Annotated in this window: 15 protein-coding genes, 3 tRNA genes and 5 pseudogenes; 12 read left to right on the forward strand and 11 right to left on the reverse strand. The window is 57.9% G+C overall.

Features of this window, described 5'->3' with window-relative positions; translation table 11 throughout:
• Positions 1-3 precede the first annotated feature (3 nt).
• From modC to E4T63_RS28545, 8 genes are all read left to right on the forward strand, one after another.
• Complete coding sequence (modC, locus tag E4T63_RS15045; protein WP_135295897.1) at positions 4-1,083, forward strand: molybdenum ABC transporter ATP-binding protein; 1,080 nt, start codon at positions 4-6, stop codon at positions 1,081-1,083.
• Positions 1,084-1,152: 69 nt separating this feature from the next.
• Positions 1,153-2,181: a DNA topoisomerase IB gene (locus E4T63_RS15050; RefSeq protein ID WP_135295898.1), complete on the forward strand. Its 1,029-nt coding sequence runs from the start codon at positions 1,153-1,155 to the stop codon at positions 2,179-2,181.
• A gap of 146 nt (positions 2,182-2,327) precedes the next feature.
• Entirely contained in the window at positions 2,328-3,953 is a 1,626-nt protein-coding gene (locus tag E4T63_RS15055) for an ABC-F family ATP-binding cassette domain-containing protein (protein WP_135295899.1), read from the forward strand.
• Positions 3,954-4,023: 70 nt separating this feature from the next.
• Complete coding sequence (locus E4T63_RS15060) at positions 4,024-4,254, forward strand: hypothetical protein (protein WP_007964938.1); 231 nt, start codon at positions 4,024-4,026, stop codon at positions 4,252-4,254.
• Between the two features lie 122 nt (positions 4,255-4,376).
• On the forward strand, positions 4,377-4,607 hold the full coding sequence (locus E4T63_RS15065; RefSeq protein WP_007964939.1) for a hypothetical protein: 231 nt from the start codon (positions 4,377-4,379) through the stop codon (positions 4,605-4,607).
• A gap of 107 nt (positions 4,608-4,714) precedes the next feature.
• The gene (locus tag E4T63_RS15070; RefSeq protein ID WP_135295900.1) at positions 4,715-4,999 is read left to right on the forward strand and encodes a hypothetical protein; all 285 of its coding nucleotides are present in this window, start codon (positions 4,715-4,717) and stop codon (positions 4,997-4,999) included.
• 207 nt (positions 5,000-5,206) lie between these two features.
• Positions 5,207-5,713 carry a peptide-methionine (S)-S-oxide reductase MsrA gene (gene msrA, locus E4T63_RS15075; protein WP_098964162.1) on the forward strand — a complete coding sequence of 169 codons (507 nt, stop codon included), beginning with the start codon at positions 5,207-5,209 and terminating at the stop codon, positions 5,711-5,713.
• Positions 5,714-5,914: 201 nt separating this feature from the next.
• Positions 5,915-6,076: a hypothetical protein gene (locus E4T63_RS28545; RefSeq protein WP_166495875.1), complete on the forward strand. Its 162-nt coding sequence runs from the start codon at positions 5,915-5,917 to the stop codon at positions 6,074-6,076.
• Positions 6,077-6,150: 74 nt separating this feature from the next.
• Here E4T63_RS28545 and E4T63_RS28960 read toward each other — a convergent pair.
• Positions 6,151-6,351: pseudogene (locus E4T63_RS28960) on the reverse strand (terminase); the annotation flags it as partial.
• Between the two features lie 11 nt (positions 6,352-6,362).
• On the opposite strand from E4T63_RS28960, the gene E4T63_RS15080 reads away from it, so the two are divergent.
• Both E4T63_RS15080 and E4T63_RS15090 read left to right on the forward strand, forming a co-directional pair.
• Positions 6,363-6,713 carry a hypothetical protein gene (locus E4T63_RS15080; RefSeq protein ID WP_098964163.1) on the forward strand — a complete coding sequence of 117 codons (351 nt, stop codon included), beginning with the start codon at positions 6,363-6,365 and terminating at the stop codon, positions 6,711-6,713.
• A gap of 370 nt (positions 6,714-7,083) precedes the next feature.
• On the forward strand, positions 7,084-7,398 hold the full coding sequence (locus E4T63_RS15090; protein ID WP_227698870.1) for a YceK/YidQ family lipoprotein: 315 nt from the start codon (positions 7,084-7,086) through the stop codon (positions 7,396-7,398).
• A gap of 38 nt (positions 7,399-7,436) precedes the next feature.
• On the opposite strand, the pseudogene E4T63_RS15095 reads toward E4T63_RS15090, so the two are convergent.
• Positions 7,437-7,784, reverse strand: a pseudogene (locus tag E4T63_RS15095) (hypothetical protein).
• Positions 7,781-8,117 (reverse strand): annotated as a pseudogene (locus tag E4T63_RS15100) (MFS transporter). The pseudogenes E4T63_RS15095 and E4T63_RS15100 overlap by 4 nt, the downstream one beginning before the upstream one ends.
• Positions 8,118-8,145: 28 nt before the next feature.
• On the opposite strand from E4T63_RS15100, the pseudogene E4T63_RS15105 reads away from it, so the two are divergent.
• Positions 8,146-8,331 (forward strand): annotated as a pseudogene (locus E4T63_RS15105) (IS4 family transposase); the annotation flags it as partial.
• Between the two features lie 43 nt (positions 8,332-8,374).
• Here E4T63_RS15105 and E4T63_RS15110 read toward each other — a convergent pair.
• Entirely contained in the window at positions 8,375-8,788 is a 414-nt protein-coding gene (locus E4T63_RS15110; RefSeq protein WP_098964166.1) for a hypothetical protein, read from the reverse strand.
• 245 nt (positions 8,789-9,033) lie between these two features.
• Positions 9,034-9,381, reverse strand: a complete 348-nt coding sequence (locus E4T63_RS15115; RefSeq protein WP_098964167.1) for a hypothetical protein — start codon at positions 9,379-9,381, stop codon at positions 9,034-9,036.
• A 241-nt stretch (positions 9,382-9,622) separates the two neighbouring features.
• On the opposite strand from E4T63_RS15115, the pseudogene E4T63_RS15120 reads away from it, so the two are divergent.
• A pseudogene (locus E4T63_RS15120) lies at positions 9,623-10,069 on the forward strand (tyrosine-type recombinase/integrase); the annotation flags it as partial.
• Between the two features lie 112 nt (positions 10,070-10,181).
• On the opposite strand, the gene E4T63_RS15125 reads toward E4T63_RS15120, so the two are convergent.
• From E4T63_RS15125 to gacA, 6 genes are all read right to left on the reverse strand, one after another.
• A tRNA-Leu gene (locus E4T63_RS15125) sits at positions 10,182-10,268 on the reverse strand.
• Positions 10,269-10,462: 194 nt separating this feature from the next.
• Positions 10,463-10,536, reverse strand: a tRNA-Cys gene (locus E4T63_RS15130).
• Positions 10,537-10,582: 46 nt separating this feature from the next.
• Positions 10,583-10,658: transfer RNA gene (locus tag E4T63_RS15135), tRNA-Gly, on the reverse strand.
• A 60-nt stretch (positions 10,659-10,718) separates the two neighbouring features.
• Complete coding sequence (gene pgsA, locus E4T63_RS15140) at positions 10,719-11,279, reverse strand: CDP-diacylglycerol--glycerol-3-phosphate 3-phosphatidyltransferase (RefSeq protein ID WP_003225417.1); 561 nt, start codon at positions 11,277-11,279, stop codon at positions 10,719-10,721.
• 32 nt (positions 11,280-11,311) lie between these two features.
• On the reverse strand, positions 11,312-13,135 hold the full coding sequence (uvrC, locus tag E4T63_RS15145; protein ID WP_027612674.1) for an excinuclease ABC subunit UvrC: 1,824 nt from the start codon (positions 13,133-13,135) through the stop codon (positions 11,312-11,314).
• Positions 13,136-13,137: 2 nt separating this feature from the next.
• A complete protein-coding gene (gene gacA, locus E4T63_RS15150) occupies positions 13,138-13,779 on the reverse strand; it encodes a response regulator transcription factor GacA (RefSeq protein ID WP_024012761.1) in 642 nt (213 codons plus the stop codon).
• Positions 13,780-13,869 lie beyond the last annotated feature (90 nt).

Consider the following 13,869-nt stretch of genomic DNA (forward strand, 5'->3'; position numbering starts at 1 on the left):
TCGATGATTGATGCACGTCTGAAAATCACTTATCCGGGTTTCAGCCTTGATGTCGATCTGCATTTGCCGGGGCGTGGCGTGACTGCGCTGTATGGTCATTCCGGGTCGGGCAAAACCACTTGCCTGCGCTGTATCGCCGGGCTTGAGCGAGCCGAGCAGGGTTTCATCCAGATCAACGACGAAATCTGGCAGGACAGCGAACGGCGGATTTTCGTCCCGCCGCACAAACGTGCGCTGGGTTACGTGTTCCAGGAAGCCAGTTTGTTTCCGCACCTGTCAGTGCTGGCCAACCTGCAATTTGGCCTTAAACGCATTGCCAAGGCCCAGCGCCGGGTCGACATGGCGCAAGCCACCGAGCTGCTAGGCATCGGCCATCTGCTGGAGCGCCATCCGCAACACCTGTCCGGGGGGGAACGTCAGCGTGTCGGCATCGCCCGCGCGCTGTTGACCAGCCCGAAACTGCTGTTGATGGATGAGCCATTGGCCGCCCTCGACAGTCAGCGTAAAAACGAAATCCTGCCGTACCTGCAACGTCTGCACGACGAGCTGGACATCCCGGTGCTCTACGTCAGCCACGCGCAGGATGAGGTGGCCCGCCTGGCCGATCATCTGGTGCTGCTCAGCGACGGCAAGGCCCTGGCCAGCGGCCCGATTGGCGAGACCCTTGCCCGGCTGGACCTGCCAATGGCGTTGGGCGATGACGCCGGAGTGATCATCGAAGGCCAGGTCAGCGCCTATGATGCCGAGTACCAGTTGCTGAGTCTGCAATTGCCGGCGACTGCCATGAACATCCGGGTGACTCACGCGCCGATGGCAGTCGGTCAGGCCCTGCGCTGCAAGGTGCACGCCCGCGATATCAGTCTGGCCCTGCACAACAGCGAGGCCAGCAGCATCCTCAATCGCTTGCCGGTGACCGTGGTCAACGAGCTGGCGGCGGACAATGCCGCGCATGTGCTGATTCGTCTGGATGCCGGCGGCACACCGCTGTTGGCGCGGATCACGCGGTTTTCCCGGGATCAGCTCGGCATCCACCCGGGCCAGCATTTGTGGGCGCAGATCAAGGCTGTCGCCGTGCTGGCCTGAATTGGTTGGCACGACGGCCACGGCGCGCGGTCAATCGCTGTAACAGAGCGATTCGCCAAGGACACCGCCATGCCCGACACCGCACTAGCCGACGTCTTACCGCCCGACCTGCATTACGTCGACGATACCCAACCCGGCCTCACCCGTAAAAAGCTGCGTGGCAAGTTCGCCTATTTCGATCCGGCCGGGCAGCGCATCACCGACCCTGATGAGATCAAACGGATCAATTCGCTGGCAGTGCCGCCGGCCTACACCGACGTGTGGATCTGCGCCGATCCGCGTGGCCATTTGCAGGCCACCGGACGCGATGCCCGGGGCCGCAAGCAGTATCGCTATCACCCGCGCTGGCGCGAGGTGCGCGATGCCGACAAGTACTCGCGCTTGCGTGAGTTCGGCATGGCATTGCCGAAGTTGCGCAAACAGCTTGAAACCCTGCTGGACGCCCCCGGCTTCAGCCGCGACAAAGTCATGGCCACGGTCATCACGCTGCTCGACGCCACGCTGATCCGCGTCGGCAACACCCAGTACGCGCGGGACAACCGTTCCTATGGCCTGACCACCCTGCGCAGCCGACATGTCGAGGTCAACGGCAGCGCGATCCTGTTCCAGTTTCGCGGCAAAAGCGGCATCGAACACCAGATCACCGTCAAGGATCGTCGCCTGGCGCGCATCATCAAGCGCTGCCTGGAAATCCCCGGACAGAATCTGTTTCAGTATCTGGACGAAAACGGCGAGCGGCACACCGTCAGTTCCCACGACGTCAACAGCTACCTGCAAACCCTCACCGGCGCTGACTTCACCGCCAAGGATTACCGCACCTGGGCCGGCAGCGCACTGGCTTTGGCGGTATTACGCGAACTGCAATGGGAGTCGGAAGCCGAGGCGAAACGGCACGTGGTGGAGATGGTCAAGAGCGTGTCCAAACAGCTGGGCAACACCCCGGCGGTGTGCCGCAAGTGCTACATCCATCCGGCCGTGGTCGAGCGTTTCCTGCTCGGTGCGATGGCCGAACTGCCACGCCCTAGGGTGCGCAAGGGCTTGCGCTCCGAGGAAGTGGCGCTGGCGATGTTTCTCGAGCAAATGATGGACGCGTCTTGATCGCGGCGGATGGGTGATCTAGGCTAGTCACCTTTCCCCCCTTCAGGACGACCGCAGACAGTGAACAATCAAGCCTTCTGAAAATGTAATCGCGATAAGCGCTGAATAGCGCCTGTCAGTCTTCACGACATTTTTCGGAGGTGCCGATGACTCACGTCTCGCGTACGCCTGCCCTCGTCTCCCTGAATCAAACCAGTTTTCAGTTCGCTAATGGCGAGACGATTTTCAACGACCTGAATCTGCAATTCGATCACACCCACACCGCCATCGTCGGGCGCAACGGCGTCGGTAAAAGCGTGCTGGCCAAGCTGATTGCCGGACATTTACAACCGACTGCCGGTAGCGTCACCTGCTCGGTGCCATTGGCTTATGTGGCGCAAACATTCACCGCCGATGCGCGGCAGACCGTGGCCGACGCCACCGGCACCGCCGACGCCCTTCGCGCATTGCAACGGCTGCAGTCTGGCGAGGCGGCAGCAGAGGATTTCGACATCCTCGGCGAGCGCTGGGATCTGCCCGAACGCCTGCGCCAATCGCTGGATAACGCCGGTCTGCCGGACATTGCTCCCACGGATCTGACCCAACCGCTGAGCGGTGGCCAGCAGGCACGGCTGGCCTTGATCGGGGCGTTTCTGAGTCCGGCGCGCCTGTTGGTGCTGGATGAGCCGACCAATCATCTCGACGGCCCCGGCCGCGACTGGTTGATGAGCGAACTGGAACGCTGGCGCGGCGGATTGATCGTCGTCAGTCACGACCGGCAATTGCTTGAGCGCATGCAGCGTATCGTCGAGCTGACGCCGCTGGGTGTCACGGTGTACGGCGGCAATTTTTCCGCTTACCAGCAGCAACGGCAAATCCATCAGGCAACGGCGCAAGCGGCGCTGGACCAAAGCCGAACCGAGCGCCGGCGCGAGCAGCAGCGCTTGCAAAACGAGCACGACACCATCCAGCGGCATGCCGCCCGCTCACTGCGCAATGCCAAAACCGCCAACGTCTCGGGCTTCGAGCGCGCCGGCCTGAAAGGTGCCGCGAGGCAGATCATGGGCCAGGTGCGTCATGGTCATCAGCAGCGCAAATCGGAGCTTGATGCACGGGTGCGCGATGCCTATGCCAAAGTGCTCGCGGATGATGCGGTGCTGATGAACCTGCCCGGCAGCGCAGTGCCTGCTGCGCGCAGAGTCTGCTCGTTGATTGATACGTGCCTGCCATGGCTGCCGGCGCAACCGTTCAATCTCACGCTGAGCGGTCCTGTGCGCGTCGCCGTCATTGGTCCGAATGGCTGCGGCAAATCGACGTTGCTCAGAGTGCTCGCAGGTCAAATGCATCCCGCCAGCGGCGAATGCATCACCCATGTTCCTGCGGCTTATCTGGACCAGCATCTGAAGCTGCTGGATGACCGTCTCAGCGTCATCGAGCAACTGCTCGCGCTGCAGAGTCCGTTGAGTGAGAGCGAATTGCGCAGCCATCTGGCGCATCTGCAACTGGACGCGCAGCGGGTCACTCGAGCGAGCGCTTCACTGAGCGGTGGAGAACGTTTGAAAGCCGCGCTGGCGGTGGCCTTGTGGGGCAAGACACCTGCGCAATTGTTGCTGCTCGATGAGCCGAGCAATCATCTGGATCTACCATCGGTTCAGGCTTTCGAGCAGGCATTGCAGACGTTTCCCGGCGCAATTTTTGCGGTTTCCCACGACACTGAGTTTCTACAGGCGTTGAAACCGACGCACCACCTGGATTGGCATGCCACAGAGTGGCGGCTGCAACCGACGAACTGACTGGCTATTTTTTGCACGATTGGCCAAGGCTTCTATAGTTGATCTGACACCTATTTGCTGTGGTGACGCCATGGAAGACATATTTGTCGTGAAGCGCTGCAACAAGATCATCATTCACGGCCGCCGCGCCGGGGAAAGCCAACATGAACCCGCTGAGGCCAGCAGTTGGTTTCGGATCAACGACACCCGCACCGGCGGCTTCATCGGCGACGGCTACGATCTTGAGGAAGATGCCCGACGCGAATGCCGACGGCTCAATGCGGCCAGCTCGCCGCTGCCGGCGCGACAATCGGCCGGCTGATGCAATTGACAGGCGAGGTCTATACTCAAAGCAGCTGACGGACCAGCGCCCCAACGGCAGAGAGCTCGCAGCCCGCGGGCTTTTTGCTGCCTCTCAACGGTTTGTCTGAACGGAGGTGTTCCATGTCCGAAAAAGAGTCCATCACCACCCTCCTCACCTTGCTCGACTCTCGTCAGGCGCGACTTGCCGCGGCCTGCAAGGAAATCGCCGACTGGGTCGATCATCAAGGCGGCCATCCGACTGCCCTGCGCATCCGCGATCGACTGAACGACATCGAAAAAGACACACCGCTGATCCGCAGCACCCTGTCGTCGCTACAACCGGTCGAACGGCCACTGCCACGTTTCAGATGACTGCACCGCGATAAACGACAGCTAACCGGCGTACCGTCTGGCCGATGTACCGAACGCCCCGAGGTGTGGGCGGTCAAAACCTGTACACGTCACCCAGGAGACGGTTCATGGTTATCCATTTCAAAACAGAAGGACATCTGGCTTGTGGTCACAAGGGCAGCAACCTTGCCTCAAGCCTGGAACTCAATCGCGTCAAATGCCGCAGCTGCCGCAACACCGACGCCTACAAAGAAGCACGCAAGACCCAGCGCAATGCCGCACGCCGCGCAGCGCGCCACACCAAGGCTGATCATGGTGCGTCGAACTGGCGTTCGGAGTGGATCGAACGCCTGACCGCGCTGGCCGGGCCGCAGCGCCTGCCAAGGGGCTTTTTCGGGCAAGCGTTCGTATAACCGATTGATGTCGTGTTTAAAGTCCATCACTCGACGTGAATTGTCCCGAACTCACCGCTCGAACCCATCAATGCCCTGACCTTATCGTCAGGGCTTTTTGTTGAAAACACCGGTTCGAGCAGCCCGTAGCCCTGAGGCAAGCTTGCAAATAGCCAATGCGCCCTCATAACCAGAACCGTATCCACAGTCACCGAGAGGCAAAAAATCATGACCGGACAAACCGAAACCGCGATTCTCGCCGGGGGCTGCTTCTGGGGCATGCAGGACCTGCTGCGGCGTTATCCCGGTGTGCTGGAAACCCGCGTCGGTTACAGCGGCGGCGATGTACCGAACGCCACCTACCGCAACCACGGCAACCACGCTGAAGCCATCGAAATCATCTTCGACCCGGCGGTGATCAGCTACCGGCAGATCCTCGAGTTCTTCTTCCAGATCCACGATCCGAGTACGCCCAACCGCCAAGGCAACGATCTCGGCCCCAGCTATCGTTCGGCGATCTATTATCTCAGCGAAGAGCAACGCGACATCGCCGAGGATACCGCCGCCGACGTTGACGCTTCCGGTCTCTGGCCGGGCCGAGTAGTCACCGAAATCGAACCGGCGGGGCCGTTCTGGGAAGCGGAACCTGAGCACCAGGACTACCTGGAGCGGATACCGAATGGCTACACCTGCCACTTCATCCGTCCGAACTGGAAGTTGCCCAAGCGCAGCTAATAACACACCTGCGTAATCACTCCACGCACAGCGCTGGCCTTTACTGAAGGCCGGCGCTCGCGCACCTCTGCAATTGATCATTTTGGTGAGCCCTCCGTAGCACAGTTCAAGCGCCCAAGGATGAACATACGTTCATCGCAAGCATGGCTCAAAGCGTCTAGCCTGCGGGTTCCAACATAGTGCCTACAGGAGTACCCCACCATGTTCTCGCACGAAAGCCTCCCGCTGATTGCCATTTTCACCATCATGCTACTGTGCGTACTGGCTGCGTTTTTACACCCGGTACATGCATTCTTCAGCTGGCTGCGCAGGCGCAAGGAACGATCAAACGCCCAGGCTGCAAAAGAGGTTGATTCGCGCTGAATGTGTTCCCTCAACTGGCCCGGGTATGCCTGGGCTTTTTGTTTTCTGGCCGAACAGCAGGTACAAAAAAGCCCAGCGCGGGGCTGGGCCTGATTTTTCGTCAAGGTTAAAAACATCGCCGCCATCTTGCCGACGTTGAAGTCCATGCCGATAAACAGCGGCTCACCGGGCAGCACAGTGTCGAAGCACTGGTTCAGCTTGCGGTCCTAAGCGTGGTAGATCGACCCGGACTGCTGCCGCAACTCTCTTCGGATGCGTCGCGATTCCAGAAGAGACCTGGACCAACTTGGGTCCCTCTAATCTCGTCACCGAGGCTGGAAAAATTGTTTGCTACACAGATGCCAACATTATTGATGGCAAGCGGATTGTAGGTACTCTGTGCGCCACTCCGCGCTCGGGCTTTCTGAGCGATGGCGAGCCACAAGTTCTCGCAGGCGTGAACTACCGTCAACCGTTCCGAATAGACCTCAGTAAAGCCACAAAGGGCGAACAACTGCCATTCGGTGACAAGACGGGCCTTCTTGAATGCGAGCCAGATGAGGCCGACGGGGCAAAATCCACCCCCGTGAAATTCTGCAAGGTAACAATCAACGGACAGGCTCTAGTCAGCGCTAAGATTACCTTCGCATACAAGTAACCAAGTCAAAGCCGCAGTATCCCTGCGGCACGCCTACCGCACCATCACCATTCCGAACCACTCTTCAATGATCCGGCGCATGACTGGCTCTGTCAGGATTGCGGATGGTTTTTCGCCGGCGATCACTGAACGCACAAGGTCACAGGGCAGCACGTGGACACCGTCTTCAGCCGTTACGGTCAGGTGTGATCGCTGATCCCCAATGTCATGAATTTATGCGGTCATGCGCTGCTCCCGTGTCGCGACACAATTTGCTGATTCGCGAAACGTGTCGCGACCTGGAAAATTGGAATTCTTCACTCCAGATAAACAGCTACCATTCATTTCTTTCGAACGGAATCGACCAATGACCTTCAGATACATTGTTTTGATGCTCGCGGCCGCTTCAGTGACCGGGTGCGGAACAATCAACACGACCTTCCGGGACGATGCCGTGGCTAGCAATAAACTGGCTCGTTGGCATTCCCATTGTGACTCGGTTCCGCGAATCTACAGCGGTACAGTCTTTAATTACTGCACGCTAGACGCGGAACCACGGCGTAGCACTGGTTTCGATGGATACCCTGCGCCCGCACTTATTGTTCTCGACATGGGGCTCTCAGCGGTTACAGACACTGTCGTGCTGCCCTATTCCATCTACCTGCAGAACAAGCACGGCGATATCAAGAAGGCTCGTTTCGAGTAGCAACTACACTGACTACTTCGATGAGATGGTGGCGTGACCTACTTGCCGCGCCGCTCGATCCCGCCCGGCGCCTTTTCACAACGCATGCAATGCTCACAGTTTAGCGTTCGGCACAGCCAGGCCTTCACCCGCCGCCACCAGATGACCATGAAGATGTGACGCATACCGGCAAGGGCCAGCGAGACGTGAAGCGTGATCCCGGCGGTGGTCGGGCCGATGATGAAGATGTTCTGGTTGCGGCTCATCACCACAAACCCGCTGATGGCGATCGCTGACTAGATCAGCTTGCCGAGGATTCCGTCCCGCACTCGACCGCTCAGAACACACCAAGTCGCCCACAAGGCAATAAAGCCGCAGGCGATAGAGTTGATCAGTTCAAAACTCATGGTGGATTGCCTCCCCCGAACCGCTGGCGAATGAGCACCCGGAGGTCAGCGGCTCTGATGGCTCGGTTGATGGCCGCAAGAGCGATCCGCCGAAGGTGCCCAGCAGGAAGCCAATGCCGCGACATTCTTCGGCTCAGTCACACCCAGATAGGTGCTGACCTTGCTCGTCAGGTACAGCGAGCAAGCGATGCCGGTGATCAGGAAGATCAGCCAGGCGCGCCAGTCGGCCAGATCGTCTTTGTGCCACCAGCTTGCGACGACAGCGCCGACCAGTCCTGCGATCAGCAATTCAAACCTGTCGATCTTGTCGAGCAGGCGCTGCAATAACTCCATGCACTCGACTCCTTAAATGCGAATGGCTATCCCTGCGGAAAAACTGGTTCAGCGCTTGTTGGAACTAGCCAGAAACATCCAGCCAAAACAAGTTGTGAAAAGCCCCCGAGGCTCCAAGGTGCCAAAGCCTAAGACGTGGGTCCAAAGCACAGCGGTGCATGCTCATGTTTCAACGGACAGGGTAATCAAGGCCGCCAAAACGAGAAGACCTTGAAAGGGATGGTTCTAAGAGCGGGCTTTGGGATGTAGACCAGGTGCTACCAACTTTTCCGAGAGCTGATTATCTGCTGGCATCTATCAGCCATCTCCGGGAGTGATACAGCCACATCAGACAGCACTCGATCCATCTCGCGCTCGTCCAGAAACGGATAGACGTCGAGATTGAGAGCGATCTGAACCTTGCGCAAATTGGTGCCTTCTACCAGCCAACGCTCAATAGCGCGAGTCATCGCTGACCCGTTGTCCTCCGTCTGCCAGGCAAGAAAGTCGAATAGCCGGGCCACCTGCATGAAAGAGATTGAATCGGGAATATCGGCAAAAAGCCGGTCAGCCAGATTTTCCTCCCCAAACTCAAGGACGACTGCCCGCGCAGCGCTGAACGCTTCAGTGTATTCGGGCTCGCTGCTCTCTGCTGCGATCACGTTCAACGCCCTTTCAACAACCTGATGCATAGCAATTGCGCGCTCCGAAAAGGAGTTCGATGCTACCAGCCTTCAGCGCTACGGGCTAAACAACCAGCGCCACGCAGCCTGTCGTTAACTACCCGATCCTCTCTATGAGAGCGCATCGGGGTGTGATCTGAGGCCAAGCCTCAGGCGGCGGATGTGCCAACAGGAAGTCTTCAGGACTGCCCCATCCGCTTAATGCCGGTTGAGCCCCGGTCAGATCACACCCCGATGCGAAAGAAAACTGTGGCCTACTCCCGCCCCTTTGCATCTCGGTAATAGCTATCACATATCACTTCAAGTAATTCTTGGGTGGCCTCGGTCCGCATGCGTACAACCATTTGCTCAAGCTCCGCTTTGTGTTTTGGCTGCGAGGAGAATTCCCGAATGTCGTTTGCTAATTGAGTCGACATGTGTGGATGTAGCGATATGAATTGCTCTAAAGAAAGCTCCTTTTCTGGATGCTTCTCTCCGCAGACTTGGTAGAGAGCTGCACCACCGACGGCCATCTCATGTTCGCTGGCAGCATGTGCGGTCGATGCAAGAGTGCAGCCAATAAGTGCGGCGAACACGCCAATTCGCGATCTTTCCAACGGCATTTCATACTCCAGCGTTCATGTTTGGCATCAATACAGACGCAAGCCTATCGGCTTAGCCCCTTCATTTCTTTAACCCCTCCCCGCTGCCGACACCACTCGAATGCACTCCCTCTCGCCTGCACTATGTATGTACCGGAGACATGGTGGACAGGTGTTCGGAGACATGGTGGACACTTTTTAATAGACACATTGCTCATCGCCAAGGAGATGACCTGTGTCTTGGGAAGAGGTGCACGACAAGGCTGACGCCGGACTGCGCGATGCCATGGACTTGGCCTATTTGACTGGCCAGCGAGTAACAGACACGCGGCTTATGGATGAACGAGACGTGCGCGACGGCCAAATCTGGGTGCTCCAGGGGAAAACGAAGGCCAAACGACGGATTGAGGTAACCGGTGAGCTGAAAGTTTTGATTGATCGAATCATAGCCAGGAAGTCCGGACACAAAGTCCGCTCGACGCGGCTGATCGTGGCAGAAAACGGCACTCCGATGACGGAGGCAATGTTGCGCAGGAGATTTGATGTGGCCAGGGAGGCAGTTGGTGTTGAAACGGCCGAGTTTCAAATGTGTGATTTACGCGCCAAGGCTGGTACTGATAAGGCTGAATCGAGCGGCGACATCATGCGGGCCAAGGATCAACTTGGGCATACCACCGTAGGGATGACAGAGCAGTACATTCGCAATTGAAAGGGTAAAAAGGTCATGCCCACAAAGTGAATTGCGAACCAATGTCAGAATTGCGACCTGGAAACAAACAAGGGTTTGCCTCAGCTTTCGCCCGCAAACCCTTGATTTAAGATGGTGCCCGAAGCCGGAATCGAACCGGCACGCCCTTACGAGCGGGGGATTTTAAGTCCCATGCGTCTACCAGTTTCGCCATTCGGGCGGTAGCGCTGTTGTAGTGCTCAAATCAGTCGGCAAGAGAATCTGACTTTGTTGAGCCTTTGAAGCAGAGCGGGAAATATATACATCACGTCCCGGTGAAGCAAGTTCACAGTGGCTGATTTCAAGACTAAATCTTGCAGTGCACTGAAAATAAAAAAGCTCCGTAAATCATGGATCTACGGAGCTTGTTTATAGTGGAGGCCGAGGTCGGAATCGAACCGGCGTAGGCGGATTTGCAATCCGCTGCATAACCATTTTGCTACTCGGCCTCAAACGATCGCTGTTTAGTAGCACAACAACAACCGCGTACAAACTTGGAGCGGGAAACGAGACTCGAACTCGCGACCCCGACCTTGGCAAGGTCGTGCTCTACCAACTGAGCTATTCCCGCTTGGTGTGGCGCATTCTATAGATTTCAGATGCCCCGTCAACCCTTTGATTCAAAAAAGTTTTATTTCTTTTCAACGTCGGTTTTCAGATGCGGCCAGGCGGCCCGCAGGTATTGAACCATCGACCACAACGTCAGGCCCGCCGAGATCATCAGCAAGGCGTAACCCAGCAGCACCCAGAAGCTGAAATCGCGGGGATTGGCCAGCAGGATCACCAGCGCCAGCATCTGCGCCGCGGTTTTCCACTTGCCGAGATTGGACACTGCTACATGAGCGCGGGCACCGAGTTCGGCCATCCATTCACGCAAGGCCGATACGACAATCTCGCGGCCGATGATGACGGCTGCGGGAAGTGTCAGCCACAAATTGCCGTGTTCCTGAACCAGCAGTACCAAAGCGACTGCCACCATCAGCTTGTCGGCAACCGGATCGAGAAACGCGCCGAACGGCGTGCTTTGTTCAAGGCGGCGGGCCAGATAGCCATCCAGCCAATCAGTTGCCGCCGCAAAGGCGAATACCGAAGCGGAGGCCATATAGCTCCACTGGTAAGGCAGGTAAAACAGCAAAATGAAGATCGGGATGAGCAGGACGCGGAGAACGGTAATCAGATTAGGGATATTCATCGGCACAACTGGCTACGAGGTGAGTTGGCATTCTACTCGCTATGCAGGTTTGCATAAATCGACTCTGCGAGCTTTTTACTGATCCCCGGTGCTTTGGCGATCTCTTCGATGCTTGCACGAGACAGCTCCTGCAATCCACCAAAATGTTTCAACAAGTCCCGACGTCGGGTCGGCCCGACACCTGCAACGCCTTCCAGCGTCGAGGTGCGGCGGGTCTTGCCGCGCCGCGCACGGTGGCCGGTGATTGCGAAGCGGTGCGCCTCGTCACGAATCTGCTGGATCAGGTGCAACGCCGGGGAATCGCCACGCAGCGTGAACTCATGCGCGGCATCATTGAGATACAAAGTTTCGAAGCCTGCCTTGCGTGTTGCACCCTTGGCCACACCCAGAAGAATGAGATCCGGCACCGCCAGCTCGTTGAGTACGTCGCGGGCCATCGACAACTGACCTTTGCCGCCGTCCACCAACAGAATGTCCGGCAGCTTGCCCTCGCCATCCTTCAGTTTGCTGAAGCGCCGGGTCAACGCCTGGTGCATGGCTGCATAATCATCACCCGCCGTGACGCCTTCAATGTTATAGCGACGATAGTCGGATTTGATCGCGCCTTCGGGGCCGAACACGACACAGGATGCGACGGTGGCCTCACCACTGGAGTGACTGATGTCATAGCACTCAAGACGCTGCGGCGGCTCATCCAGGTTCAGCACTTCTGCCAGCGCATCGAAGCGCGCAGCCGTGTGTTGACGATTGGCCAGGCGTGCGCCCAGCGCTTGCTCAGCATTGGTGACCGCCAACTGCTGCCATCGAGCCCGCGTGCCGCGTACCCGGTGGCTGATGCTCAGCTCCCGACCGCGCAGCTCGTGGATGGCGTCGATCAGAGCCGTGGCGTCTTCGGGAACCACGTTGACGATCAGTTCGCCTGGCAGGTCGCGCTCCGGACTGCTGATGTAGTACTGACCGAGGAACGCCGCCATGACTTCAGCGACCTCCTCCTCGATACCCACCTGCGGAAAGAAGTTCTTGCTGCCCAACACCCGACCGCCGCGCACACTGATCAAGTGAACGCAAGCGCCGCCCGGGTTGACGAAAGCTGCGATAACATCGATGTCGCCCGTTCCACCTTCCATGCTTTGCTGATCCTGAACACGGCGCAGCAAGGCAATCTGGTCACGCAACTCGGCGGCGCGCTCGAATTCGAGATTGATTGCCGCCTCTTCCATTGCCGTGGACAGCTCATTGGTCAGGGCATGACTGCGCCCCTCGAGAAACATCACCGAATGGCGTACATCCTCGGCGTAGACCTCAGGTTCGACCAGACCGACACAAGGCGCCTTGCAACGCTTGATCTGATATTGAAGACACGGGCGCGTGCGATTTTTGTAATAGCTGTCTTCGCACTGACGGACGAAAAAGGTCTTTTGCAAGAGGCTGAGACTTTCGCGAATGGCCCCGGCGCTCGGGTACGGGCCAAAATACTTGCCCTTGGCCTTCTTCGCGCCACGGTGGATGCTCAGACGTGGGAATTGGCCGTCAGACAGAAAGACATAGGGATAGGACTTATCGTCGCGCAGCAGAATGTTATACGGCGGCCGCCACTCCTTGATCAGCGTCTGCTCAAGCAGCAACGCCTCGGTTTCGTTGGCGGTGATGGTCGTTTCGACCTGCGCGATACGCCCGACCAGCGCAGCGGTTTTTGGCGCCAGCCCGGTCTTGCGAAAATAGCTGGCAAGGCGCTTCTTGAGGTTCTTGGCCTTGCCGACATACAGCAGGCGCGCATCGCTGTCGAACATGCGATAGACGCCGGGGCGCCCACTGACAGTCGCCAGGAAGGCGCCGGAATCGAATACTTCAGTCATGATCAGGCGCTGGCATCCACCATGCCGTGGCGCACAGCCAGCAACGTCAGCTCGACATCACTGCTGATCGACAGCTTTTCGAAAATCCGGTAGCGATATGTGTTCACCGTTTTCGGCGACAAGCAGAGTTTGTCGGAAATGATCTGCACCTTCTGGCAGCCGACAATCATCAACGCGATCTGGATTTCCCGCTCGGACAAAGCGTCGAAAGGTGAATCGTTGGTTGGCTGGAACGATTTGATCGCCAGTTGCTGGGCAATCTGCGGGCTGATGTATCGCTGCCCGGCAAACACCAGACGGATCGCCTGAACCATTTCCGGCAAACCAGCGCCCTTGGTCAGGTAGCCGGCGGCACCAGCCTGTAACAGGCGCGTAGGAAATGGATCTTCCTCGCACACGGTCACCGCGACGACCTTGATGTCCGGGTGGCTGCGCAACAGCTTGCGCGTGGCCTCGAGGCCGCCAATACCGGGCATCTTTACGTCCATCAGGACCACATCGGGTTTCAACTCACGGGCCTTGATCAGGGATTCTTCCCCGGACTCGGCCTGTCCAACCACCTGCAAGCCATCGATATCGGCCAGCATACGTGTAATGCCTGTACGAACGAGATCATGGTCGTCGACCACTAGCACCCTAATCAAGCAGACACCTCGCGATATGGTCTTATTGGGATGCCGGACACCTTAGCAAAAAGTGCCAGACAGACCTAGCGGCAAGCATCATTTAAAAAG

The sequence above is a fragment of the Pseudomonas fluorescens genome (assembly GCF_004683905.1).
Classification (GTDB): Bacteria; Pseudomonadota; Gammaproteobacteria; order Pseudomonadales; family Pseudomonadaceae; genus Aquipseudomonas; species Aquipseudomonas putida_A.

Excerpts from the sequence above, each read along its gene's own strand:
- modC (WP_135295897.1), top strand. The coding sequence starts at position 4 with ATGATTGATGCACGTCTGAAAATCACTTATCCGGGTTTCAGCCTTGAT.
- E4T63_RS15050 (WP_135295898.1), top strand. The coding sequence starts at position 1,153 with ATGCCCGACACCGCACTAGCCGACGTCTTACCGCCCGACCTGCATTAC.
- E4T63_RS15055 (WP_135295899.1), top strand. The coding sequence starts at position 2,328 with ATGACTCACGTCTCGCGTACGCCTGCCCTCGTCTCCCTGAATCAAACC.
- E4T63_RS15060 (WP_007964938.1), top strand. The coding sequence starts at position 4,024 with ATGGAAGACATATTTGTCGTGAAGCGCTGCAACAAGATCATCATTCAC.
- E4T63_RS15065 (WP_007964939.1), top strand. The coding sequence starts at position 4,377 with ATGTCCGAAAAAGAGTCCATCACCACCCTCCTCACCTTGCTCGACTCT.
- E4T63_RS15070 (WP_135295900.1), top strand. The coding sequence starts at position 4,715 with ATGGTTATCCATTTCAAAACAGAAGGACATCTGGCTTGTGGTCACAAG.
- msrA (WP_098964162.1), top strand. The coding sequence starts at position 5,207 with ATGACCGGACAAACCGAAACCGCGATTCTCGCCGGGGGCTGCTTCTGG.
- E4T63_RS28545 (WP_166495875.1), top strand. The coding sequence starts at position 5,915 with ATGTTCTCGCACGAAAGCCTCCCGCTGATTGCCATTTTCACCATCATG.
- E4T63_RS15090 (WP_227698870.1), top strand. The coding sequence starts at position 7,084 with ATGCTCGCGGCCGCTTCAGTGACCGGGTGCGGAACAATCAACACGACC.
- E4T63_RS15110 (WP_098964166.1), bottom strand. The coding sequence starts at position 8,788 with ATGCATCAGGTTGTTGAAAGGGCGTTGAACGTGATCGCAGCAGAGAGC.
- E4T63_RS15115 (WP_098964167.1), bottom strand. The coding sequence starts at position 9,381 with ATGCCGTTGGAAAGATCGCGAATTGGCGTGTTCGCCGCACTTATTGGC.
- pgsA (WP_003225417.1), bottom strand. The coding sequence starts at position 11,279 with ATGAATATCCCTAATCTGATTACCGTTCTCCGCGTCCTGCTCATCCCG.
- uvrC (WP_027612674.1), bottom strand. The coding sequence starts at position 13,135 with ATGACTGAAGTATTCGATTCCGGCGCCTTCCTGGCGACTGTCAGTGGG.